The following is a 23,028-nucleotide window of genomic DNA, read 5'->3' on the forward strand; positions in this document are numbered from 1 at the left end:
CCCCTTTTTTCACAGAGGCCTTTTAATAAAAAAGCACTCAAAGAGTGCTTTTTTATTATTTCTTAGCCGCCTTTTTCTTAGGCGCAGGTTTTTTAGCTTCGGATTCGACCCATTTACCATCTTGGTATAAAGCGGTCCAGCCAGTTGCTTTTCCGTCTACTTCCGTCATCACGTATTGTGACTTGGTTTTACGGCTAAATCTGACTATCGCCAAGTTACCGGCAGGATCTTGCTCAGGTGCATCAGCCAAATAATAGAACTTCGGTGATATACGATCTCTAAAGCGCTTTAATTCAGCTACCTTAGGTGCTCTTGTCTCACGAGAGCGAGGGAAAGTACTTGCGGCAAGGAAGATACCTGCAGCACCATCACGCAGTACAAAGTGTGCCTCAGACTTTTCACAAGGCAACTCAGGTAATTGCACAGGATCTTCTTTTGGCGGCGCAGCTTCACCATTAGCCAATAACTTACGAGTATTTTTACATTCACTATTTGTACAATCAAAATACTTACCAAAGCGACCGTTTTTCAGTTCCATATCGGCATTACAGCGGTCACACTCAAGTACTGGGCCATCATAGCCTTTGATTTTGAATGTACCTTTTTCCAATTCGAAGCCGTCACAAACAGGATTATTACCACACACATGTAATTTGCGCGTTTCATCAATTAAATAGCTGTCCATTGCGGTTTGGCATTTTGGACAACGGTGCATAGCTCGTAATGCGTCAGTTTCTTGATCTTCGCTTAATACACTAACCGCCTCTTCGCCAGGCGTTAAATTCATTGTCGTCGTGCAACGCTCTTTTGGAGGCAGCGCATAGCCCGAGCAGCCAAGGAAAACACCTGTTGATGCTGTTCGTATGCCCATTTTACGGCCACACGTAGGACAGTCTATATCAGTTAAAACTGGCTCATTTGAAGGCATACCACCTTCTTCTGCAGGTTTATCTGCCAAAGACAACTGCTCTGTAAAGTTTTGATAAAAGGCATTTAGTACATCTTTCCAAGGAAGTTTACCTTCTGCAATTTCATCTAACTCTTTTTCCATTTCCGCGGTGAAGTTGTAACTCATTAAGTTTTTAAAACTTTCAGACAAACTATCTGTAACAATTTCACCCATTTTCTCTGCATAAAAGCGTTTTTTATCCAGCTTTACGTAACCACGATCTTGAATCGTAGAAATAATAGATGCGTAAGTTGAAGGACGACCAATAGAACGTTTTTCTAATTCTTTAACCAAAGACGCTTCGCCATATCGGGCAGGTGGTTTGGTAAAGTGCTGGCTAGGTTCAACGTTATTAAGTGTTAATACATCACCTACAGATAAGTCAGGTAAATGTGTATCTTTGTCACCTTTTGATAGTTGTGGATGAACTCTTGTCCAACCATCAAACTGCATTACTCGGCCTTTTGCTTTTAAAGCATAATCATCTGCACTTACAGTAATAGTACTAACTGTGTATCGTGCAGCCGTCATTTGACAGGCAACAAATTGACGCCAAATTAGCTCATAAAGCTTTTTACAATCGGCATCTACACCTTCAAGAAAAGCCGCTTCTAGTTTTACGTTTGACGGTCTGATTGCCTCATGCGCCTCTTGTGCATTCGCTTTACTACCATATTGACGAGACTTCTCTGGTAAATAATTATCACCAAAGTTTTCACTTACGTAATTACGGCACATGTTGATAGCATCAGCGCTCAAGTTAGTTGAGTCGGTACGCATATAAGTAATATGACCGGCTTCATATAAACGTTGCGCTAAGCTCATTGTGCGTTTTACGCCAAAGCCTAGTTTAGTACTAGCAGCTTGTTGCAGTGTCGATGTAATAAAAGGTGCAGAAGGTAAACTTTTAGAAGGTTTATCTTCTCGATTCGATACATGATATGCCGCTTTTTCAAGCACAGCAACAGCAGACATAGCTTGCTGTTCATTAACGGCTTTAAAAGGTTTACCGCCATGGTGAGTAACCGCAAGTGACAGTTCTTCATTAGTAGTTGCCTTGGTATGGGCATCAATTTCCCAATACTCTTCTGGGTTAAACGCTTTAATTTCACGTTCTTTTTCTACCACTAGCTTGACGGCCACGGATTGCACACGCCCAGCTGAAAGGCCCCTTGCAACTTTTTTCCACAACAATGGGCTTACCATAAAGCCAACGACGCGGTCTAGAAAACGACGAGCTTGCTGTGCGTTTACTCCTGGCATACTTAAAATGCTTGGCGATGAAAATGCTTGTTGAATGGCATTTTCAGTAATTTCATTAAACACTACACGTTTAAATTTGCTGTCATCGCCACCGATAATTTCTTTTAAATGCCAAGCAATGGCCTCTCCCTCTCTATCCAAATCGGTTGCGAGATAGATAGTGTCAGCATTGGCCGCTAATTTTTTTAGTTCACTAACAACTTTTTCTTTGCCCGGCAAAATTTGATAGTCAGCTTTCCAATCTTTATCTGGATCTATCCCCATACGATTGACTAAGGCTTGGCGATCTCTTTGTGCTTTATACTTCGCTTTTTGCTCAGGTGACATTTTACGCACTTCAGCAGGCGATTTAGTCGCAGCTTTTTTACCTGTGCTCCCCGTAGGTAAATCGCGCACATGGCCAACACTCGACTTAACGATAAAGTTTTTACCAAGGTATTTGTTAATTGTCTTTGCTTTTGCTGGGGATTCGACAATTACCAGAGATTTCGACATAGACTTATTTGATCCTACTTTGACCAGTTAACGGCACTGGTTTTTCTTTTATGCTAGCTAATGATATTTTCTTGTTCGATTAAAAACTCACGTTGAAATCGTAATTTAGCAAAGCTAATTACATAGTAAATTTAACCATTACTATTAGATATATCTGCAAATAAGCAAGCTGACAAGCAAATATTTTTTAAATTAACCTCTAGAGTTGAATGCTTTATAATGAACAAATCACTAATTTTGCGCGTAATGATAGTAGAGTTTTAACTGAATGATAAGAGTTATTACACTAATTTTTAAATATGCGCAAAATGACAAACTAACAAATTTCTAACATGTTAGTGAATAAAAATAGGATTAAGAGAATTAATATGACAACGCAAGCCGCCTTTTTAGAACGAGTAAAACAAAGCTTATGTCCTCCTGGAAATGGAGTTTTTACAGTAAATACAGCCAAAGAAAGAAAAGAGCAGTTACATCAAAGTTTATACGGTCAAACTAACGACATTGAAAACCTGTGGGCAGATAGCTTAGATAAACTAGCAGCTGGTAGTAAAGCCGTTATGTTAGGTGTAGCATCTGATTGCGGTGGCGGCATTTTGAGAGGGGCAAATTGGGGGCCACTATTTGTAAGATCAACCTTGTTAAAAAACCACCCATCGCTAAGCCATTTTGACTTAGGTGATGTGCGTGTTATTCCTCATTTATTACATGACAAATATCTTAACGACCAAACTATCGCCAACTGTCGCAAAGCCCTTTATCAGAATGAAGCATCGGACCTAGCCGTCAGCCCACTGACGATTACCGAAGATGTGTTACATGACTTTTATGCAACATACCCAGATAAAGGGGTATTTGGTATCGGCGGTGATCACTCTATTAGCTATGCATTAACCAAACCTTATTTACAAGCTAAGAAAGCTCAAGGTAAACGCGCTGCTATTATACATTTTGACGCGCATACTGACTTATTAGTGGAACGTTTAGGCATAGACTTATGCTTTGGTTCTTGGTGCACCCATATCTTAGAAGATTTGAATGATCCTAGTCATTTAATTCAAATTGGTATTCGTTCTAGCGGCAAGCCAAAAGCCCATTGGGAGGGAACGTTTGGGGTAAAACAACATTGGGCACATGAAGTGCTAGAGCGTGGTGTAGATGCAATAATTGAAGACATCCTAAGCCAACTGCATGAGCAGCAAATAGACGAACTTTATGTTAGTTTTGATATAGATGCATTAGATGACAGTTTTGCTGCCGCTACTGGAACACCAGAGCCTGATGGCATGACTCCTGAACAAGCATTAAAGATTTTGCAAAAATTATCCGAGCAATTTCCTATCACTGGCGCCGATATGATGGAAATAGCACCTTTTACTGACAGTACAGGCAAAGGCGCAGAAAGTTCGGAAAAAACGTTAAAAATTGGTGCTGAAATCTCAGCATTTTTAATTGAGCAAATGTGTAAATAATCTAACTTACGATTAATAATAAAAAAGGCGCGGTATGCGCCTTTTTTAATTACGTATCTTGACCCGTCCTAAATAAGGTTGACACTTTCCCACCATTAAATTGGAGAGTGTTATGAAATCAATCACTAAACGAACTCAAAAAGATTACTCAATCGCTTTTAAATTAGGTGTAGTTGTACAAGTTGAAAAAGGTGAACTTACCTATAAACAAGCACAAGATAAATATGGTATTCAAGGTTGTTCCACAGTTTTAGTTTGGCTTCGCAAGCATGGTCGACTAGATTGGTCTAAAGGAACTCCTACTTTCTTAACGCGAGGTTTTGCCATGAGTCAGACCAAGTTACCCCAAACACCTGAGCAACGTATTAAAGAATTAGAGCAACAATTAGCAGATAGTCAGCTTAAAGCACAGTTTTTTGAAGCGGTCGTCAGTGTATTAGAAACTGACTACGGAGTACGTATTACAAAAAAGCAAAAAGAACAGTTATCCAGAAAAAAGCGATAGAGACTCTCACTGTCACTAAGGCATGCACTTTTCTAGGTATCTCACGGCAAGCATATTACAAGCAATGTATTGTTCAGGCTAAGCGTAATGCCCAAGAGCAACGCGTGTTAGACTTTGTGGTGAACGAGCGAAGGTATCAACCTAGAATTGGCACGAGGAAGCTTCAACACTTGATGAGCCAAACTGCGTTATTTATTGGCCGAGATACGTTATTTACGTTGTTACGAACGCATCGACTACTTGTGCGTGCTAAGCGTGCTTTTCATCGCACTACCCACAGTCTACATCGTTTTTATAAGCACCCGAACCTCATCAAGGAAGGGATAACACTTACTCGACCTGAACAGTTGTGGGTTGCAGACATTACGTACTTACCAACAAGTAGTGGTGATAGTTACCTGAGTCTTGTTACTGATGCCTATTCGAGAAAGATAGTAGGTTTCCACCTTGCCGATAACCTAAAAGCAAAAGGTGTTAAACAGGCTTTTATGAATGCACTTAATACGCGTAAGAGTAAAGATAAACTTATCCATCATTCAGACCGTGGTATTCAATATTGCTCACGTGAATACCAAGCACTGCATGATAAATACCATGTCTGTTGCTCAATGACGGACGGTTATGATTGTTATCAAAATGCCTTAGCTGAACGCATGAACGGCATATTGAAACAGGAATACCTGTTACACAAGCCATGTACGTTGAAAGAGGCAAGGAAAATGGTGAAAGAGTCTATTGCCATTTATAATAAACGAAGACCTCATATGGCTTTAAAATACAAAACGCCCGATGAAATTCATCAGGCGTTTTAGAAAATAAGTGTCAACCTATATCAGGACAACACATCTTCTAATTATTGCCAACCATTACATGAGTTGTGTTCACCAAATGGTCCACTCATACCAATACTCGCCGTTGGAGGTGAGATATCCTCTGAATTAATATCCTGAGCCGAGTTAGGTAATGTATAAGTTGTTTTAGCAATGCTTTCTGTTCCGCCTACTTTACCCGATACTATAAGATTAATATCTACCCAGCCGCCAAAGCTTTGTGCATAAACAAGCTCTATAACTACTTTGCCTTCGTTATCAGTAACCGCCTCAACTTGCGTGGTATTGTCATTTTCTACACTCACTGTAGCTAATGAAGATATCACATTTCCTGGCGTAAGGGTTCCGCTATTATTTGTATCTTCACCAGGATCTAAAATGCCATTTAAATTAATATCTTCATTTAAACAACGAGTTGGTGGTTGTGAAGTTAAATAAAGCGCCGTATCTCTGTTATGTTCATCAGGCGTATGAGTACCAATTTCTCCAGCAGTAACCCAGCGAATAAATTCGTCTCCATCATAAAGCGGTAGCCATCTGCCCTTATAATATGCATCAGGTACACTAGATACCGTCAGCTTTTGGTTTTTTACAGGATTAGAGTCAGCATCCGTAACAAAAGCAACAAAGCGCTTAGTATAGCTGGTCTCATTATCTTCAATTTCGTTACCTGTACCAATTGCTATAAAGAGCTCTCGATCTGCAACTGTAAGGTTTACTGTGTCTATAATTGACGGCTGGTCTTTAACCGTTGCCGTAATAGTTATATTGTTTTGCGCAGAACCTGTACTTGACTTAAAAACTGTTGAAGCACTCCCCTTACTGTCTGTTATCGCTTCTGCAGGAGAAATCTGTCCTCCCGTAGTATCACTTAAACTAAATACAATCGTTTTGTTTTTCACCAAGTTACCATTAGGGTCTCGAGCAACTACAGAAATAGTCGAAGTTTGACCATCAGGACCAATTGAGTTAGGCGACGCTTGAGCTATTAGTCGGTCAACAGTTTCGGCAACAAATTCAAACGCTAGCTGATTAGAGAGTTGTATATTTCCATCAGAACCTGTGAAGGTAACAATTGCCTTACCAGCATCGTTTGAGGTAAGCGTAGTTGAAACTTGCCCATTATTTATGACACCGCTAGATGAAGACAAGGTTCCTCTCGTTGTCGAAAAATCGACTCGAGTACCATTAGCAACAGGTGTACCTGAGCGGTTCCATGATAAAGTAACAGTTGCTGTGTCTGATAGCAGTACATCTGGTGGTGTTACATTGCCATTTGAAGGATTAACGGCAACGCCGTCACCATTGTTAAAACCAGTAAAGACAAAGGAGTCTGCCTGAACAGAAATAGCTTTACTCGCAGTTGCTCCCATCGCACTTGCAATGATGGTATTTGTACCTCCGGTCACCCCAGTGACTTGAATAAATGCCTGTCCTTCTTCATTAGTTGTCACAGTTGAAGGAAACGACAGGTTCGCAGCGCCAGTAGCAGGGTCATTCGCTAGGGATAATGACACCTGTGCACCGTAAACTCCTTCGCTATCTGAATCTAACACATTAATAATATAAGTAGAGTCATCGTTAAACGCCAAGCTAGACGAGCCAGAAAACTGAACAGTAGTTCCTACGACAAATATATTAATTTCATCAGAAATTGAGCCATTACTTGCTGTGACGGTAATCGTTCTATTCTTGGGATTATTTTGTGTACTTAAGATCGCGGTAGCTTGACCTTTGTCGTTTGTTATAGAGCTAGGAACTTCATTATCATCTTTAGAAATTAATAATTCCCCTGAATCGGAGCTAAATGAAATATCTGCACCAGGGATTAAAATATTTTTATTGTTTTTTGCAATAACGGTTAGGGCAATTTCTTGGGCACCACTTGACGCTAATTGAAGAGTATTGGCGAAGATTGCAATTTCATCAATTTGCGGACCTACTATAACATTACCATCGCCAGCACTATTAAACGCTAAAGTTTCTGAGCTTTCGCCCGTATCTGTAGTGGCCACAATTGTCCCACCATCAGCTTTATTTCCAGCCAATAATGTTACAACAGCTTTGCCAGCCGAATCTGTAGCGACTGAACTAATACCTTTGTCAAAAATAGCAATATCTGATTTATCCAAAGTAAAAGTAACAAGCTTAGTAGCAACAGGAACTCCTCCTTGGGTAACTATAGCGGTCACCTCCAAAGGATTGCCATTAGAAACTTTTGAGTCTGACAAGGACAAATTAATTTTAATTGGTTCTGGAGTTGGATCAGGAGTTGTCCCGCCATCACTGAGGCCGCCACCTCCTCCGCCACAACCAATTAGCACCATGCAACACACGATATAAAAGACGGATCTAACAAGTGCCATATTTAGCATCTCCCTGATGATCTTATTTTAAGTAACAGCTTAATAGTAACTGAAAAAAAACAAAAAGGTCACTAACTTAATAAAAAAAGCAACACTAGATAGGTTTTTAAACTCCCCATTTACTGGTACCCTTACGCCAGACACTATATTTATAACTAAAATAATTAGTATTATGACAAAAGAAAAGCAACCCTTAGGGCTCACCGCCCGCATCGTAATTGGTATGATATCGGGCATCTTAGTTGGCCTGTTATTTAAAGCTATTATGGGGGAGTCTGGTGATTATGTTATACCACTTGGTTTCTCAGAAGCTTCCATTTCATTAAAAGCCATATTTGTTGAAGGCATTTTTGAAGTAATTGGCCAAATATTTATCGCCAGTTTAAAAATGTTAGTTGTACCCTTAGTTTTTGTTTCACTTATTTGTGGCACTTGTTCTTTGCAAGATACAACAAAGTTAGGTCGAATCGGCGGTAAAGCTATCGGTTTATACTTGATAACAACAGCCATTGCCATCAGCTTTGCAATGGGAATGGCGTTTCTGTTCACGCCAGGTGAGAGTGAAGGTATTGTTTTGACGACAACAAGCACCTTTGAAGCTAAAGAAGCCCCAACGTTAGCACAAGTTTTTATTCAAATGTTCCCAAGTAACCCGTTTGCCGCTTTTGCGCAAGGCAACATGTTACAAGTCATTGTATTTGCCTTGTTGTTTGGTATCGCAATTGCTCTATCAGGTGAAGCGGGCAATCGAATTGCCTCCTTGTTTGAAGATTTAAATGTTGTAGTAATGCGCCTGGTTACTATTTTAATGAACCTAGCCCCTTATGGCGTATTTTGTTTACTTGCCAAATTATTTTCTACAATGGATTTTGATATATTCCGCAACATTCTATATTACTTTTTTGTGGTATTGGGTTCATTAATTCTACATGCAGTAATCACCTATCCACTACTATTTAAAGGGTTCACAGGTTTAAACCCTTTAACTTTCCTTACAAAAATGCGTGACGCGATGTTATTTGCATTTTCTACGTCAAGCAGTAACGCAACTATCCCAGTTACGATGGAAACCGCCACCAAAAAACTTGGCGCAAACAACTCTATAGCGTCGTTTACGGTTCCTCTTGGTGCAACGATCAATATGGACGGTACTGCCATCATGCAGGGTGTTGCTACGGTGTTCATTGCGCAAGTATTTAACGTTGACTTAACGTTTACCGATTTCTTACTTGTTATTTTAACAGCAACTTTAGCATCCATAGGTACAGCTGGTGTTCCAGGTGTGGGTTTGATTATGTTAGCCATGGTACTTGAACAAGTTGGCCTTCCTGTAGAAGGCATAGCGCTAATTATTGGTGTTGACCGTTTGCTAGATATGACTAGAACCGCTGTTAATGTTACCGGTGATTGTATGGTCACAACGATTGTTGCTAAGTCAGAAGGTCAATTAGACACCACAACGTTTAATGATAAAGATGCTGGCAAGAAAATAGAAAACATAGACTTTCATCATTTGAAATCTTAATAGGTACTGAGCTTAAAACTCAGCAATAAAAAAGGTGCCATTGGCACCTTTTTTATTGCTGCTTGCATCGAGATAGTCTATTTCTGAATTAGGTAAAGCGCTTCTTTTAAGTTACCTACTGCCATTTTACGTTGAGCAAACTGATTATTGGATAGCTTGTGCTCTGCAATCTTTTCTACCGAAAACGATGAAAATAACTGCTGAATATCGTCGTCGGTTATGGAAAATGGCGGTCCTTGCCAGTCATCATCATTAAACGCTACGGCAATTAAAAACAATTTAGTTTTTGTATCAATAAACTGTTTTAAATGATTCACATAATCAAGCTGCATTTGTTTTGGTAAGGCGACAAGAGCTGCTCGGTCATAAACCACATCAAAGTCGCCCAACTTTTCGGGAGTTAACTTAAAAAAGTCCCCTTGCCATAATTCAATATTTTCATGTTGAAAAAGTGCATGTTCACCATTCAACTTAGTAGAAAATTTGTAGCCTTTTTCGGTAAAAAAATCACAACAGGCAATTTCGCTTAGTTCACTACCTACAACGTTTCCAAATGCTGAAAACCACACAATATCGTCTGATTTACCGCAAAGTGGGATAAATGTTTTTATTGGCTGCGCAGGCAGCTTCTCCTTGATGACAGAAGTTAACCAAGGGTGAAAACTGAGCTGATGAAAAGCAATATGCTTTTTCTGCCAACATTGCAGCCAAAAATCTTTTTCCATAATTTAACTTGGGAAAATACGATTATTTTGCCAAAGTTTACTGACTAGGTTATCAATAGAAAGCGATGCTGCTTTTGACAACTTTTCTGCCAAACCTTTCTTTGTAGCGTAATGAATGCCGATAACTCTTCTTTCCTTAGTCGCCTGACAAATGTAGTCGTCACTTGTTTGAATTTCGTCAACAAGGCCCACTTTAATGGCATTGCTACCAGACCAAGTTTCACCAGTGGCAACTTTTTCGATATTTAAAACAGGTCTATGTTCATGAACATGGTCTTTAAACAAGTCGTGCATTTCTTCTAATTCTTCGATAAATTTTTCACGACCTTTATCTGTATTTTCACCAAACATGGTTAAAGTACGCTTGTATTCACCAGCAGTGAGCTGCTCAAACTCTATATCATTCTTCTTTAACACTTTGTGAAAATTTGGAATTTGCGCTATTACACCAATGGAGCCGATAATCGAAAAAGGCGCTGCGATAATTTTGTTTGCAACACAGGCCATCATATAACCGCCACTTGCAGCCACTTTGTCTACTGACACTGTTAATGGGATGTTTGCTCGTTTTAATCGCTCTAATTGAGAAGCGGCTAAGCCATAGGCGTGTGCCATTCCCCCACCACTTTCCAGCTTAACTAACACTTCGTCTTGCTCTGTTGCCACCATTAAAATTGCGGTAACTTCTTCTCTTAATGCTGAAACTTCTTTTGCGTCAATACTACCTTTAAAGTCGATAACATACAGCTTGGGCTCTTTGGTTGTTGACGTTTCGGCTTCTTTTTCTGCTTTAGCTTTTTCCTTCGCGGCTTTTTTATCTGCTTTCTCTTTCTCCTTGAGTTCTTCTTTACTCAATAGGTGATGGATTATCTCATCCTCTACATCTTTAAGCTGCTCCGAAATATCGGTAACTTCCATTTCCCCTTTTTTACCGCTTTGTTTCATCGCCGAAGCGGCAATAATGGCAACTATGCCAGCAAACGCTAAAACAAAGGTCACAGTTTTAGCTAAAAAAAGTCCGTACTCGTATAAAAATTCCAAGTGTTGCTCCAATCAAACTTATCAATACAATTGCTATTATTATGGGGGCAAAAGCCCTAAAAAAAACCCCCGCAAAATAGCGAGGGCTTTTAAACATCAATTTATCAATTCAAACTAATGTATAACTTCTGTATCTGTTACCTTAATCATTTGGCCTTTAGATAACAAGAAGCTGGCGAATTGCTGTTGCATCTCTTGAGTTGCTCTTGCGCTCTTTTCTGCATCAGGTGAAACCGCATTTGGTCTCGGGTCAAGTATTGTTCCATGGTGACCATTAACAAACCTTACAGCACCTGAGCCTTCAGATGTTGAACTCACAGCTGGAAGCCCTAATAATGCAATAGCAGGCTCTGTTCCACCTAACGGTGTTTGCGGGGCAGTATTAGTAACTACTTGATCAGAAAGATTACTCATGCCGTCACCTACAATCTCAAACAACAAGGTTGGTGTTTGTGTCGCAGCAAGCGTTTGCACATAGTTCACTGGATCCCCTGAATCCGTTACTGTTTGTGCAATCAAGGTAAACTGTGCAAATACTCCATCTAACTCAGCTCGTTGAGCTGGCGTTAACATGTTTTGATAAAAGTCATCATATGTCGCACTTAACTCTGCTTGAGTATAATCCCCTTGAGGATACAGTTGTGCGATTAAGCCTTGAAATGCCTCTGACGATTTTAACGTTAAATTTGATTTAGCTAAGCTAGCAAAAGCAGGTGACTCCATACCAAAGTTAGCTAACATTAAGCCCGGCATTGCCAAAGTGTTAGTAGTAAACCTAAACTTGTGATCAATTGCAGGATTTAACGGTGTATTGGCAAGTGTTACAGCATTAATACCGTAAATAGCACCAAGTGAATGGCCTAAAAAGTGTACTTCATTACTATTAATGTTCACTGGGTTACCGTCAGCATCAACACCTTGAAGATCATTTAAACCTAAGCGTAAACCAACAATATCAATAGCACTTTGACGTGTATTATCGCGCATGGTCAGCATGCTACCTAAATTTACATAGTGCAGTGTACTTACCGTTGTTGCATTGATTTCATCAACACCATCACCGTTTAAATCAAAGCCACGAGACCCATGTAATGGGTAGTCAATCGCTACAGAGGCAAATCCGTTAACAGACAATAAACCCGCTAAATTTAACATCACCTCTTTTTGTGACGTTATACCATGTTGCAATACCACAACTGGCCAGCCACCTTCAGGTTCAGCGATAGGGTCAAGTCCCATACCAGCTCTAACTGCATTCACCCAAGTTAAATCAGGTGTAGTCATTTGTACTTCAACTGGCAACATCGCATTCATTTTAGGTACAGGGTTAAACTTTGTTAAGTTTCGTTCTGTATCAATACCTAAATTTCTTAGACCTGGTGCAGGTAAGTTACTTGCTTGTGAAATCGCCATACATTGAGCATCAATTTCATCTTTAGGCTGGGCAGGAATTGCAGCAGGATTTTGCGCGGCTAAACCAGCTAACATAGCACCCGAATCACATAATCCTGTCCACCAAGTGTTAACTGGAGCTGTTGGATTTGCAGCTGTAGGCACCCCTAGATAATAAGGTAATGTAACAGAGCCTTTTAAGTAGTTAGCAGTACTAAAATATGGAATAGCTTCTGCAGGAATTTTACCCGTCAATGCATCGGCAACAGACATACCTGTATCAACAACAGCAATACTTGGTGACGGCTGACTTGCCATTAAGTTTTTCACGGTATACAACACATCAACGGTAGATTGAGTGGTCATAGCCATAGTGTAAATTATGTCGTCTGAATCCACACCAGCAGAAACAACTGCTTTTTCATAGCTATTAATTGTTGCTTGTAATGCTTTTTGAGAGTCTGTACCTAGTGGTTTTGTGTTAATGTCTTGGCGCACCAAGTTATAGGTAGTAGAGCCCGCTAACGCATTGCCATCACTATCAGATAAAGCATTGGTTAATGCAAATAAATATGTAGTTTTACCTTTTAATGGCTTAGTTGGAATAAAGGCAACGGCATCACCTTTCTTTTGCGTCACAAAATCTTGACCAAATGTTAACTCAGTCACAATTTTACAAGCCATTCCTCGTGTAACTGTGGCACAGTCGGCATCTGATGTGTCACCACCCATAATAGCTTCAAATACTCTAACTGAGCCCGGAGTTTTAGCACTAGCTTCGTCTAGTGTTCTCCCTTCTGGAAACTTTATATTGATCAAAAATGGATTAGATGTAGACCATCCGTCTAAAGCACTTGCAGCAACAAATGGATCAGAACCATCTGTTGGATCTTCAACAGGAATTTCTAACGTACCGTCTTTGGTACCAGAAAAGATCAAATCATTAGGCACTGATAAGCCACTAATGCCCGAAGCGGGATCGAATACCACTCTAGCTGGCTCAACGGCAATAGGACCGGTTTGGTTGGCTTCTTTTTGAACATCTTTGACAGTTTCACTATCACAAGCGGTTAATCCCAAACTGCTGGCAATAGCAATACTAAGAACTAGCTTTTTCATTATTTCTCCCCATTCACTAGAGCGTGTTAACTTTCGTGTTTGTTGTTCTAGCTGTTTGTTTGGCCGTATTTACGGCAATACCCGCAATACTTAATAGCTTTAGAAGCAAGCAAAAACAGGGCAGGAATGTCAAACAAACGCTCTAATCTTTTATTCTTATAGGTTTTACTTGTTTACATCATGTAAATTTCAACAAGTTAGACCAGTTAAACTTAACTCAAGAATCCGCTTTTCGCTAGCGCTTTTTTCATAAAAGAACAATATTTAACAAAATAAAGCGCCACCGAATAAGTTTTACTCGTCAATAACCAACACACACAGTAAAATGCCGCCATAAATTTTCCAACTGGCAATTCACCATGTTTGAATACGATTTAAAAGACAATAGTTTAACAGATAAAGTCATTCTAGTAACAGGTGCTGGTAGCGGTATTGGCCGACAAGCTGCTCTAACGTATGCTCGATTAGGTGCAACAGTCATTTTACTCGGCAAAACAGTAGCAAAGCTAGAAAGTGTTTATGACGAAATTGTGCAAGCTGGCTACCCTGAGCCCGCCATTATTCCTTTGGATCTGAAAGGCGCAACGCAGCAAAACTATATAGATATGTCTAATACTATCGCCCAGCAGTTTGGTAAGTTAGACGGTGCCTTACTCAATGCCTCTATGTTAGGTGAATTAACGCCTTATACCAACATTCATCAGCAAATTTGGGACGATATCATTAAAGTCAACGTAACCGCACAGCACCTTTTGGCGCAAGCACTCATTCCAACGATGTTAAAAGCGCCAACAGCGTCTTTAGTGTTTACCTCTTCAGGTGTAGGCAATAAAGGTCGAGCATTTTGGGGCGCATACAGCGTGTCTAAATTTGCTACTGAAGGCCTAATGGAAGTCATTGCAGATGAATATGAAGACTCTTCTCTAAGAGTTAACGCTATCAACCCAGGCGCGACAGCAACACCAATGAGAGCAAGGGCTTATCCTGGAGAAGACCAGTCAACTATCGCTTGTGCAGAAGATATCATGCCGCTGTATGTTTATTTGATGGCTGATGATAGCCTTAAAACCAACGGGCAAGTAATCAAAGCTCAAGGTTAAATTAATATACCTATTGGTTTGGTAAAAAAGCCAAGCAAATATTGCTTGGCTTTTTCTTATTTTCTGTCCGCAAATTGTGGTTTTTAACGAAGCTCTCTGCGTAATATTTTGCCCACATTGGTTTTTGGTAACTCATCCCTAAATTCAATATGCTTAGGAACTTTATAGTTAGTTAAACCACTTCGGCAGTGTTTTATAATATCGTCTTTAGTGAGTGATTTATCTTTTAAAACCACAAACAACTTAACTTCTTCACCGCTATTTTCATTTGGAATACCAACCGCTGCAGCTTCCAATATGCCGTCATGCGATACGGCAACTTCTTCTATTTCATTTGGAAAAACGTTAAACCCAGATACAATGATCATATCTTTTTTGCGGTCAACAATTCTGAAATAGCCGACTTCATCCATAGTGGCGATATCACCTGTAGCTAACCAGCCATCTTTAAGGATTTCATCAGTCGCTTCCTGACGATTAAAGTACCCTTTCATTACCTGTGGTCCATAAACCCACATTTCACCGGCTTCACCAACATCAGCTTCACTGCCGTCATCTTTAACAATTTTAATATCGGTAGAAGGTGCCGGTAAACCAATGCTGCCATTGTAATGCGCTTGGTTATAGGGAGATAAAGTGACTAAAGGTGCACACTCTGTTAGACCATAACCTTCAAGTAAACGCGTTTTAGTGACAGACTCCCATTTTTCCGCCACCGGACGCTGCACCGCCATACCGCCACCAAGAGAAACCTTTAAATAACTAAAATCTAGATCAGCAAAACCAGGTGTATTGAGTAAACCATTAAACAGGGTATTTACCCCTGTTATCGCGGTAAATTGGTATTTAGAAAGTTCTTTCACAAACCCAGGCATATCTCGAGGGTTTGTGATCAATAAATTTGTGCCGCCCAAAGTAATGAAGGTAAGGCAATTAGCAGTTAAAGCAAAGATATGATAAAGCGGCAACGCGGTTACCACTAACTCTTTACCTTCTTCAAGTTGCGGTTTAATTACAGCCTTTGCTTGTTCTAGGTTCGCTACCATATTTCTATGGGTTAACATTGCCCCTTTTGAAACACCAGTAGTTCCACCGGTATATTGCAAAAATGCAAGGTCATCACCAGATAATAACACTGGTGTATAAGGCATTGACCTACCATTATTAATCACAGTGTTAAATCGAATGGTGTTGTGCAATTTAAAAGCTGGCACCATCTTCTTTACGTATTTTACAACTAGGTTGACAATCGCACCTTTGACGGTTCCGAGACGATCCCCCAATGAAGTTAAAATCACGTGCTCGACAGGTGTTTTATCAATGACCTTTTCAAGCGTATGCGCAAAGTTCTCAATGATTAACATGCCTTTTGCACCAGAGTCTTTTAATTGGTGCTCCAACTCACGAGCAGTATAAAGCGGGTTAACATTAACCACCGTTAAACCTGCTAGCAAAGCACCAAATAAAGCAACGGGGTACTGCAAGCAATTCGGTACCATAATGGCAAACTTATCACCTTTTTTTAACCCTAACTCTTGTTGACAATAAGCTGCAAACGCTTTGGCCTGAGTTTCTAGTTCCGCATAGGTAATTTCCGCCCCCATGCTGATAAATGCAGCTCGATTGGCATAAATCCCTACATATTTATCGAACATTTCCACCAGAGAAGCGTATTTATCTGGGTTTATTTCGTGAGGGACACCTGGCGGGTAACTTTTTTCAAGCCATACTTTTTGCACTGCGCTTCTCCTATGTGATTTGCAACATTAACTCTAGCTTTAAATTTGGATTATTCTACGACTATCTCATTTATTGATTAATTTTTATTGAGATGCAAGCTAGGTTTTTAAAACACTTGTTTGAATCGACAAGTTTTACTTTATTACTGGTCTAATGTCTATAATTTTTCAATTTTTTACAACAACTGATGAATATTTTATCAATCACGCAACATTAGGCCACTTCCTTGTTTACGCCTGTTTTTCATCCGTTAGATGAACAAACTGCTTTATTAAAGTAGCTGTTTTATCCGCTTGTTCCATATGGACATGATGACCACCCGATAGTTGATGAATCGCGATGTCTTTATATTTAGGTAAAAACAACTCCATTGCATTTTTTACCATTTTTAAGCCTTTATCACCGTATATAAGTTGAACCGGCACATTTATATCGTTAACGAGTTGCATCGCTTGGTCTAGCGTTAATCGATAAGGAGAAACATTTCTTAATCGACTATCAGCCCGCCAAGTATAGCCACCTTCAACGGCGACAATGCCTCGTTGACATAAAAGTGCTGCACTTGGTTGATTTAGATCTGAAACTATCATTCTAGCTTGAATAGCAGAGTCAATCGTTTTATGAACCGGCTTTTTTTTATCAAGTAATTTAACTCGACTTAACATTCCTTCACGTAATTGTTCGGTTGTTTTGTTTGCCTCAGCAACGATAAAACCAATTGAGTCTATTAGTGTCAATGATTTAACTTTTTCTGGAAACGCTGCTGCAAACGCACAAGCTATCATGCCGCCCATAGAATGAGCGACAATATGCAACTGTTGCCACCCTTGTTCTGCATATAAACTTAACAGATCGTATACGTAATCATAAAAATGGTAATGGGCATCTTGCCCGCGATGTGATGAATGGCCGTGACCCGGCCAATCAATCGCAACCACATGTTGATCATTTAAATGCTCAAAAACAGGAATAAAACTAGCGGCATTATCTAACCAGCCATGCAGAAATAAAATAGGAGAATCCCCTGCTCCTTTCTCTATGCCAGTTAAACTAAACCCGTCTCTTTTTGAAACAAACTCACGGTCTAACATTAGTTACTTTTTTTAACTGGTTTGACATTTGAGCGAACTTTTGTTCGATAAGGAGAGTAATAATATGGGCGATGATAATACCAAAGTGACGGTGTATACCACTGAGGGTAATGAGTTACGCGCACATCTACTTGTTTAATTTCTTTCCATAAATGCACATAGTTGGCATTTAGCACAGGATATTGGTATTCATGCTCACCAATTTTTCCAGATTCTTCACCTTTAACAGTACCTACAGCGGTAATACTTCTACCCTTTTTATATACCATAGGATCAAGCAAGCCTTGATAATAAACTCTAAATCGTCCTTTAGTTTCATCTTGTACATTAGGTCGAGCTGATGATTTTAAGTCAAAGTGCACCACTTCAATCATGGTATTGTCTTTGTAATTTTTAATATCGGCGATTACACCGCCCCAACGCGCCTGTTGCCCAACAGTGGCCTCACCATTACCTTTTACATCCGTAAAGTTGGTAAGTACCGCACCTTCACTAATCTGCAATTTATCTGGTACGTGAACACAACCTGTGGCCATTAAAGCAACGGTTACTAGTGCAGAAAACTTTTTAAACATGCGAACCTCCAAATGTAGAACTTTTATTTTGTCGCGCAAGAAAATATAAACTTATCATACCTATAATAAACCAAATTACGACCCAAATAATTTCAGGAATAAATGTTATTTGTGCCAATGTTGCACCATCACCTAACGCTCTTCCATCTAACAAATATAACGGGCTTTTTACACTGTTCAGTAATACAACGACACTTATAAATTGAGTAATCCAAGGGAGATAAAATGAATGGCTAAATTTAAGTTTTAATAGCAAAATCCCGATCAAACTCATGATGATGAAGATCGTTAGAGGATCCCTGCTCCACAATAACAAGCTAATTGCCATAAGCAGTGTTAGAACGATAGTCACAATGGTTGCACTATATTTTTGGTAACCACTAAGTTTATAGAGTATTAACCCCCATAAACTCGCACCGGTATAGCCCATAAAAGCAGTCAAAAATTGACTGCCACCTCTGGTGGTACATAAACCCGCACCATTAAAATACAGTTTAATACTGACAATCTCACCGCCACTTACCACGGCCGCAATACCATGACTTATCTCATGGAAATAAGTTTCAAACCACTTAAAAGGAACAGAAATAAAAGGAATTTCCATAAACAGCGCCGCAGTTATGACCAACAGCCAAAAGCGATATTTTTCGTGGAATTGAATTGAAGAGTTAGTGCTCTTTACCATTTATAAATAAAACAAGGGACTAAGCATAAAGATCAACACCAAACGCTTGTGAGATTGAATCGCGTTGTTGTTGGTCGTTTACTGATTGATACGCTGCAACAGCTGTTTGGTTTTGCTGAGAAGGTTGATCGTACTGAGCATTAGTAGAAAAGCTATTATTGTCGTTAGTTCGTGATTGTGCTGACAGTCGCTGCTGCTCTTGCTCAACAAGTGCAATGGCCTGTTCATCAACATCAAAACGCTCAGCATTTTGTTCATTTTGCTGACGTTGTTGAGCTTGCTGTTCTTGCTCACGAACAAGTAATTGCTCACCCTGTCGATTGACCCGAGTTTGGGTATCAACATTAAGCGCAGGATTTACCTGCGGAGTATAAGCGGTATTACTTGCTACTTGCATAAGATAAAAGGTAACAAATTTTCACCAATTCGCCAACCGTTATTCACGTCCAGGAAGTTTTTTCCAAGAAACCGTATCCCGTACATAAACAGGTTGAGCTTGTTCTGCTGACACAGCATTTCCTTGTTTAAACTCTGATTCCGCTATTGGTAACATCATACGAGCGTCAGGGAAAGACACGTCAATATGACTTGAATTATCGACAAGATCAAAAAGAGCCTCTTGGTAAGCTTGCCAACCAGAGCCGACACCGTAATCAAAGCCCGTTTGCTCGCTTAAAAACGCTTTTGCATTTGCTGGAGCAATAACAGTTTCTTGGGTGACCGGTTGCATTAAACCATCTTTTAATGAAAACGCTGCTAAGTAGATTTCTGACATACGGGCGTCAATTGCCGCAATAACATAGTCTTGCTGATGCTCTTGAAAAGCTTGTTGTGCCATAGCTTGTAATGTGGAAATGCCAACAACCTTTAAGTCGGCAGAAAATGCTAAACCTTGTGCTACACCAATACCAATTCTTACACCAGTAAAACTACCCGGTCCCCTACCAAAGGCTAAACCATCTAACTGATTTAACGTACAGTTAGCTTCTTTTAATACCTCATCAATCATAGGTAATAATAAGGTACTGTGTGACTGCGGACACAATTCAAATCGGTGATAAATCTTGCCCTGCCATTGCAGAGCAACTGAACATGCTTCTGTTGAAGCATCAATTGCAATGATATTTAACATAGTTATTTAATTACGACTCAATGTTGATGCAGGTTTTCTAAGAATAATCGACCAGCTTCTATATTTCGGCTTCGGCGCATATCGGGCAAACTTTTCAAAAATACTTGCCCATAAGGCCTATTCACTAACCTATCGTCACATATTACCATGACACCTTGATCAGTTACATCACGAATTAATCGGCCAACCCCTTGTTTTAAAGCAATGACCGCTTGTGGCAATTGAATTTCATAAAACGGATCTTTACCTTGACGTTTTACATCTTCACTTCTAGCTTGCAACATAGGATCATCTGGTGAAGCAAAAGGCAGCTTATCAATAATAACGCAGGTTAATTTATTGCCTCTAACGTCTATTCCTTCCCAAAAACTTGCGGTTGCCAACAATACTGCATCAGGGTTGTTGGTGAACTCCTGCAAAATTTTACTTTTACTCATTTGCCCTTGAACCAGCAGCGGATTGTCAATGGTATCCGCTAAAATATCGGCCACTTGGTTTAACATGCGATAACTGGTAAACAACATGAAGCACGCCCCTTTACTGGCAGCAATAAGAGGTTTAGCAACATTAGCAAGTGCTTGTGCTCTTTCTGCTTTATGCGCTTCGGGCAAGTATCTCGGTACAATTAATTGTGACTGCTGTAAGTAGTCAAACGGGCTATCGACCAAAAGTGTTGCCGCACTTTCTATGCCCAACTGTTGGGTAAAATGATTAAAGCCTCCGTCAACGGCAATAGTAGCGGAGGTGAAGATCCACCCAGCGTTTGACTGCTCGATGTAATGCTGGAACTTGTCAGCCACACTCAATGGCGTAAGGTGCAGTACAACATGTCTGCGCGTTGTTTCATACCAATAACTAACACCAAATTGTTCGACATTAGCCATTATGTCGTATTGCGCCAAAATGCTAACGGCTCGTTCAAAGCAGTGATCAATCGCTTCGTTGCGCGATACACATAATTTCACCACTTGATAAACAAAGTCTAAATCTGTTTTTAAATTTTCAAAACAACGTTTAATTCGAGGTAACGAAATCATTTCACGCCAATTTCCGCGTTCGGGGTCATGATTAAACAACAAACGAAATTCTTGCGCCGTTTTTTGTAGCTTCTCTGCCGCTTTTCCTAATTGCTTAACATCGGTGAGACTTGTGTGATAAAGCTGAATAAGATCAGAGCATAATTCTAGTATTTGCCTCGTTGAAAAGGCTTGACCAAAATACTCACTGGCAATGTCTGGAATTTGATGTGCTTCGTCAAATACAACTACATCAGCTTGTGGGATAAGTTCACCAAAACCAGTATCTTTTAGCGCCATATCAGCAAAAAACAAATGGTGATTAACCACGACTACATCCGCATCAATTGCTTTTTTTCTTGCATGAACAAGATAACAGTCGTCAATGTGAGGACAATCTCGAGCTAAACAGTTATCTACAGTACTAGTAACATAAGGAAATATCGCAGAGTCTTCAGGTACATCAACTAATTCACCGATATCACCTGAATGTGTTTGTGTGCTCCATTGTTTGACTTTGACATAATCTGCCAACGTTTGAGCGTCTAATTGTCCACGCTCGTTTTGATACAGCTCCAGCCGGTAAATACACAAATAATTGGCCCGGCCTTTAAGTAATGCCATTTGTGCATTAGTAGCCATGGCTTGTTTTAACAGCGGAATATCTTTATGAAAAAGTTGTTCCTGTAAGTTCTTTGTTCCAGTTGAAACAATAACTTTTTTTTCTGACAACAAAGCAGGAATAAGGTAAGCGAAGGTTTTCCCCGTTCCTGTACCTGCTTCCACCACTAACGAGGTTTGGTTTTCTATGGCTAACTCAACTTCAAGTGCCATATCAATTTGTGGTTGTCTAGGTAAATAGCCAGAAAGCACTTTGGCGAGAATACCTTGCTCAGAAAAAGCAAGTTCAACAGGAGTCATAAAAAACCAAAAAATAAAATGATGGCTAATTATAAAGTGCTTAAGATTATTTTAAAGAGATACAAGGTCCATTAATATAAAATAGATAACTTCAGAAAAGTACACACTTTCCTTAATCAAGTTTTACATTATAACGACCATTTCTCACTTGAATATTGACACCATAATCAAATAATTGTTGATAAAAATCATAAACATTGCAGCTATCTACTTGTTCACAAACAATTGCATATTTATGAATCGCCGCTTCGTTACTTTGTAATGCCGCTTTATTAAACCAATAAAGTGCCTGCGTTTTATCTTTGTCAGTGCCTATGCCACTCAAATATAGTTCAGCTAATAATATTTGTGCTCGGTCAAAGTCTAAGTTCGCAGACTTTTCTAATAAAATAAACGCCTTGTTTTCTGCTAACTCATCGTACTCTAAATCAAGATAAGCCTGGGCACTTTCAAACTCCCTAAGTCCTCTGGTGTTTGGATCCATTCTCTCAATCGATTTTTCAGGAGAAATAAAGTTACCATATAATCTGCCACTTTCTGGACGTTCAATCAGGTAAACAGCACCAGAATTTACCCACTGAACTAGCGTATTTTTATTAAAATTCAAACGGGCTTTTTGAAAATAGTCGTCATACCTTAATTGACCATACCTAATGCTGTTAACTGCGGCATTTTGGAATTCAAATAATAGTTCACTATAGCGCATAGTTACCACATCCCCAGTGATATCAATCACTTTTGCTACTCGGAAATTTTGTTTAGATCTAAGATTCTCGCCGATTAATCGATAGTCTAAAAAGTAGATATCATCAATTTCAGGGTGATGAGCATATAAAAGGCTATTGTCATGTACTGTTTGCAATTTTTCTTGGGCGTTATAAAGCCAAGAAAAAACCAATACGAGAAATGCCGCTAAAATGAAAAAAATTTTAAAGAGAGGTTTACCTACAAAGGTCAGAAATATGTTAGCAGGTTGTTTAGACTCGAGGTTATCGGTAAATTTGTTGCCGCCTTTTGACCTACCGTTTACCATAAAATTTTCCCTATCTTTGATTATCCCTTTCAATCAATATACTAAGAAGTTCG

The 23,028-nt window shown here is 39.6% G+C and carries 17 protein-coding genes; 4 read left to right on the forward strand and 13 right to left on the reverse strand.

The window, feature by feature from the left end:
* Window positions 1–55 precede the first annotated feature (55 nt).
* The gene (topA, locus tag IE199_RS17515; protein WP_189773231.1) at window positions 56–2,707 is read right to left on the reverse strand and encodes a type I DNA topoisomerase; all 2,652 of its coding nucleotides are present in this window, start codon (window positions 2,705–2,707) and stop codon (window positions 56–58) included.
* Between the two features lie 368 nt (window positions 2,708–3,075).
* On the opposite strand from topA, the gene IE199_RS17520 reads away from it, so the two are divergent.
* Together IE199_RS17520 and IE199_RS17525 are read left to right on the forward strand one after the other, a co-directional pair.
* On the forward strand, window positions 3,076–4,179 hold the full coding sequence (locus IE199_RS17520; protein ID WP_189773233.1) for an arginase family protein: 1,104 nt from the start codon (window positions 3,076–3,078) through the stop codon (window positions 4,177–4,179).
* A gap of 112 nt (window positions 4,180–4,291) precedes the next feature.
* A protein-coding gene (locus IE199_RS17525) for an IS3 family transposase (RefSeq protein WP_189773235.1) occupies window positions 4,292–5,496 on the forward strand; the annotation gives its coding sequence in 2 pieces (ribosomal slippage) (window positions 4,292–4,643 and window positions 4,643–5,496; 1,206 coding nt in all).
* 41 nt (window positions 5,497–5,537) lie between these two features.
* On the opposite strand, the gene IE199_RS17530 is transcribed toward IE199_RS17525, so the two are convergent.
* Window positions 5,538–7,880: an Ig-like domain-containing protein gene (locus IE199_RS17530; RefSeq protein WP_189773237.1), complete on the reverse strand. Its 2,343-nt coding sequence runs from the start codon at window positions 7,878–7,880 to the stop codon at window positions 5,538–5,540.
* A gap of 172 nt (window positions 7,881–8,052) precedes the next feature.
* On the opposite strand from IE199_RS17530, the gene IE199_RS17535 reads away from it, so the two are divergent.
* Window positions 8,053–9,405: a dicarboxylate/amino acid:cation symporter gene (locus tag IE199_RS17535; RefSeq protein WP_189773239.1), complete on the forward strand. Its 1,353-nt coding sequence runs from the start codon at window positions 8,053–8,055 to the stop codon at window positions 9,403–9,405.
* A gap of 77 nt (window positions 9,406–9,482) precedes the next feature.
* On the opposite strand, the gene IE199_RS17540 is transcribed toward IE199_RS17535, so the two are convergent.
* The 3 genes from IE199_RS17540 to IE199_RS17550 form a co-directional block, all read right to left on the reverse strand.
* A complete protein-coding gene (locus IE199_RS17540) occupies window positions 9,483–10,130 on the reverse strand; it encodes a class I SAM-dependent methyltransferase (protein WP_189773241.1) in 648 nt (215 codons plus the stop codon).
* Between the two features lie 3 nt (window positions 10,131–10,133).
* Window positions 10,134–11,171 carry a protease SohB gene (gene sohB, locus IE199_RS17545; RefSeq protein ID WP_189773243.1) on the reverse strand — a complete coding sequence of 346 codons (1,038 nt, stop codon included), beginning with the start codon at window positions 11,169–11,171 and terminating at the stop codon, window positions 10,134–10,136.
* Between the two features lie 114 nt (window positions 11,172–11,285).
* The gene (locus IE199_RS17550) at window positions 11,286–13,682 is read right to left on the reverse strand and encodes a VolA/Pla-1 family phospholipase (protein ID WP_189773245.1); all 2,397 of its coding nucleotides are present in this window, start codon (window positions 13,680–13,682) and stop codon (window positions 11,286–11,288) included.
* A 359-nt stretch (window positions 13,683–14,041) separates the two neighbouring features.
* On the opposite strand from IE199_RS17550, the gene IE199_RS17555 reads away from it, so the two are divergent.
* A complete protein-coding gene (locus IE199_RS17555) occupies window positions 14,042–14,782 on the forward strand; it encodes a YciK family oxidoreductase (RefSeq protein ID WP_189773247.1) in 741 nt (246 codons plus the stop codon).
* An 83-nt stretch (window positions 14,783–14,865) separates the two neighbouring features.
* On the opposite strand, the gene fadD is transcribed toward IE199_RS17555, so the two are convergent.
* From fadD to IE199_RS17595, 8 genes are all read right to left on the reverse strand, one after another.
* Window positions 14,866–16,521, reverse strand: a complete 1,656-nt coding sequence (gene fadD / locus IE199_RS17560) for a long-chain-fatty-acid--CoA ligase FadD (protein ID WP_189773249.1) — start codon at window positions 16,519–16,521, stop codon at window positions 14,866–14,868.
* Window positions 16,522–16,752: 231 nt separating this feature from the next.
* Window positions 16,753–17,613, reverse strand: a complete 861-nt coding sequence (locus tag IE199_RS17565) for an alpha/beta fold hydrolase (RefSeq protein ID WP_189773251.1) — start codon at window positions 17,611–17,613, stop codon at window positions 16,753–16,755.
* Window positions 17,613–18,188 (reverse strand): Slp family lipoprotein, encoded by a 576-nt coding sequence (locus IE199_RS17570; protein WP_189773253.1) that lies wholly within the window; start codon window positions 18,186–18,188, stop codon window positions 17,613–17,615. Before IE199_RS17570 ends, IE199_RS17565 begins: the two co-directional genes overlap by 1 nt.
* Window positions 18,181–18,873: a M50 family metallopeptidase gene (locus tag IE199_RS17575; protein WP_268245331.1), complete on the reverse strand. Its 693-nt coding sequence runs from the start codon at window positions 18,871–18,873 to the stop codon at window positions 18,181–18,183. Before IE199_RS17575 ends, IE199_RS17570 begins: the two co-directional genes overlap by 8 nt.
* A gap of 19 nt (window positions 18,874–18,892) precedes the next feature.
* Window positions 18,893–19,270, reverse strand: a complete 378-nt coding sequence (locus tag IE199_RS17580) for a hypothetical protein (protein WP_189773257.1) — start codon at window positions 19,268–19,270, stop codon at window positions 18,893–18,895.
* 39 nt (window positions 19,271–19,309) lie between these two features.
* Entirely contained in the window at window positions 19,310–20,005 is a 696-nt protein-coding gene (tsaB, locus tag IE199_RS17585) for a tRNA (adenosine(37)-N6)-threonylcarbamoyltransferase complex dimerization subunit type 1 TsaB (protein WP_189773267.1), read from the reverse strand.
* Between the two features lie 17 nt (window positions 20,006–20,022).
* On the reverse strand, window positions 20,023–21,942 hold the full coding sequence (gene yoaA, locus IE199_RS17590; protein ID WP_189773269.1) for a DNA repair helicase YoaA: 1,920 nt from the start codon (window positions 21,940–21,942) through the stop codon (window positions 20,023–20,025).
* A gap of 112 nt (window positions 21,943–22,054) precedes the next feature.
* Window positions 22,055–22,975 carry a tetratricopeptide repeat protein gene (locus tag IE199_RS17595; RefSeq protein ID WP_189773271.1) on the reverse strand — a complete coding sequence of 307 codons (921 nt, stop codon included), beginning with the start codon at window positions 22,973–22,975 and terminating at the stop codon, window positions 22,055–22,057.
* Between the last annotated feature and the right edge of the window lie 53 nt (window positions 22,976–23,028).

Origin of the sequence: Thalassotalea marina, from assembly GCF_014656435.1 — a bacterium.
In the GTDB taxonomy this organism is placed as follows: Bacteria; Pseudomonadota; Gammaproteobacteria; order Enterobacterales; family Alteromonadaceae; genus Thalassotalea_C; species Thalassotalea_C marina.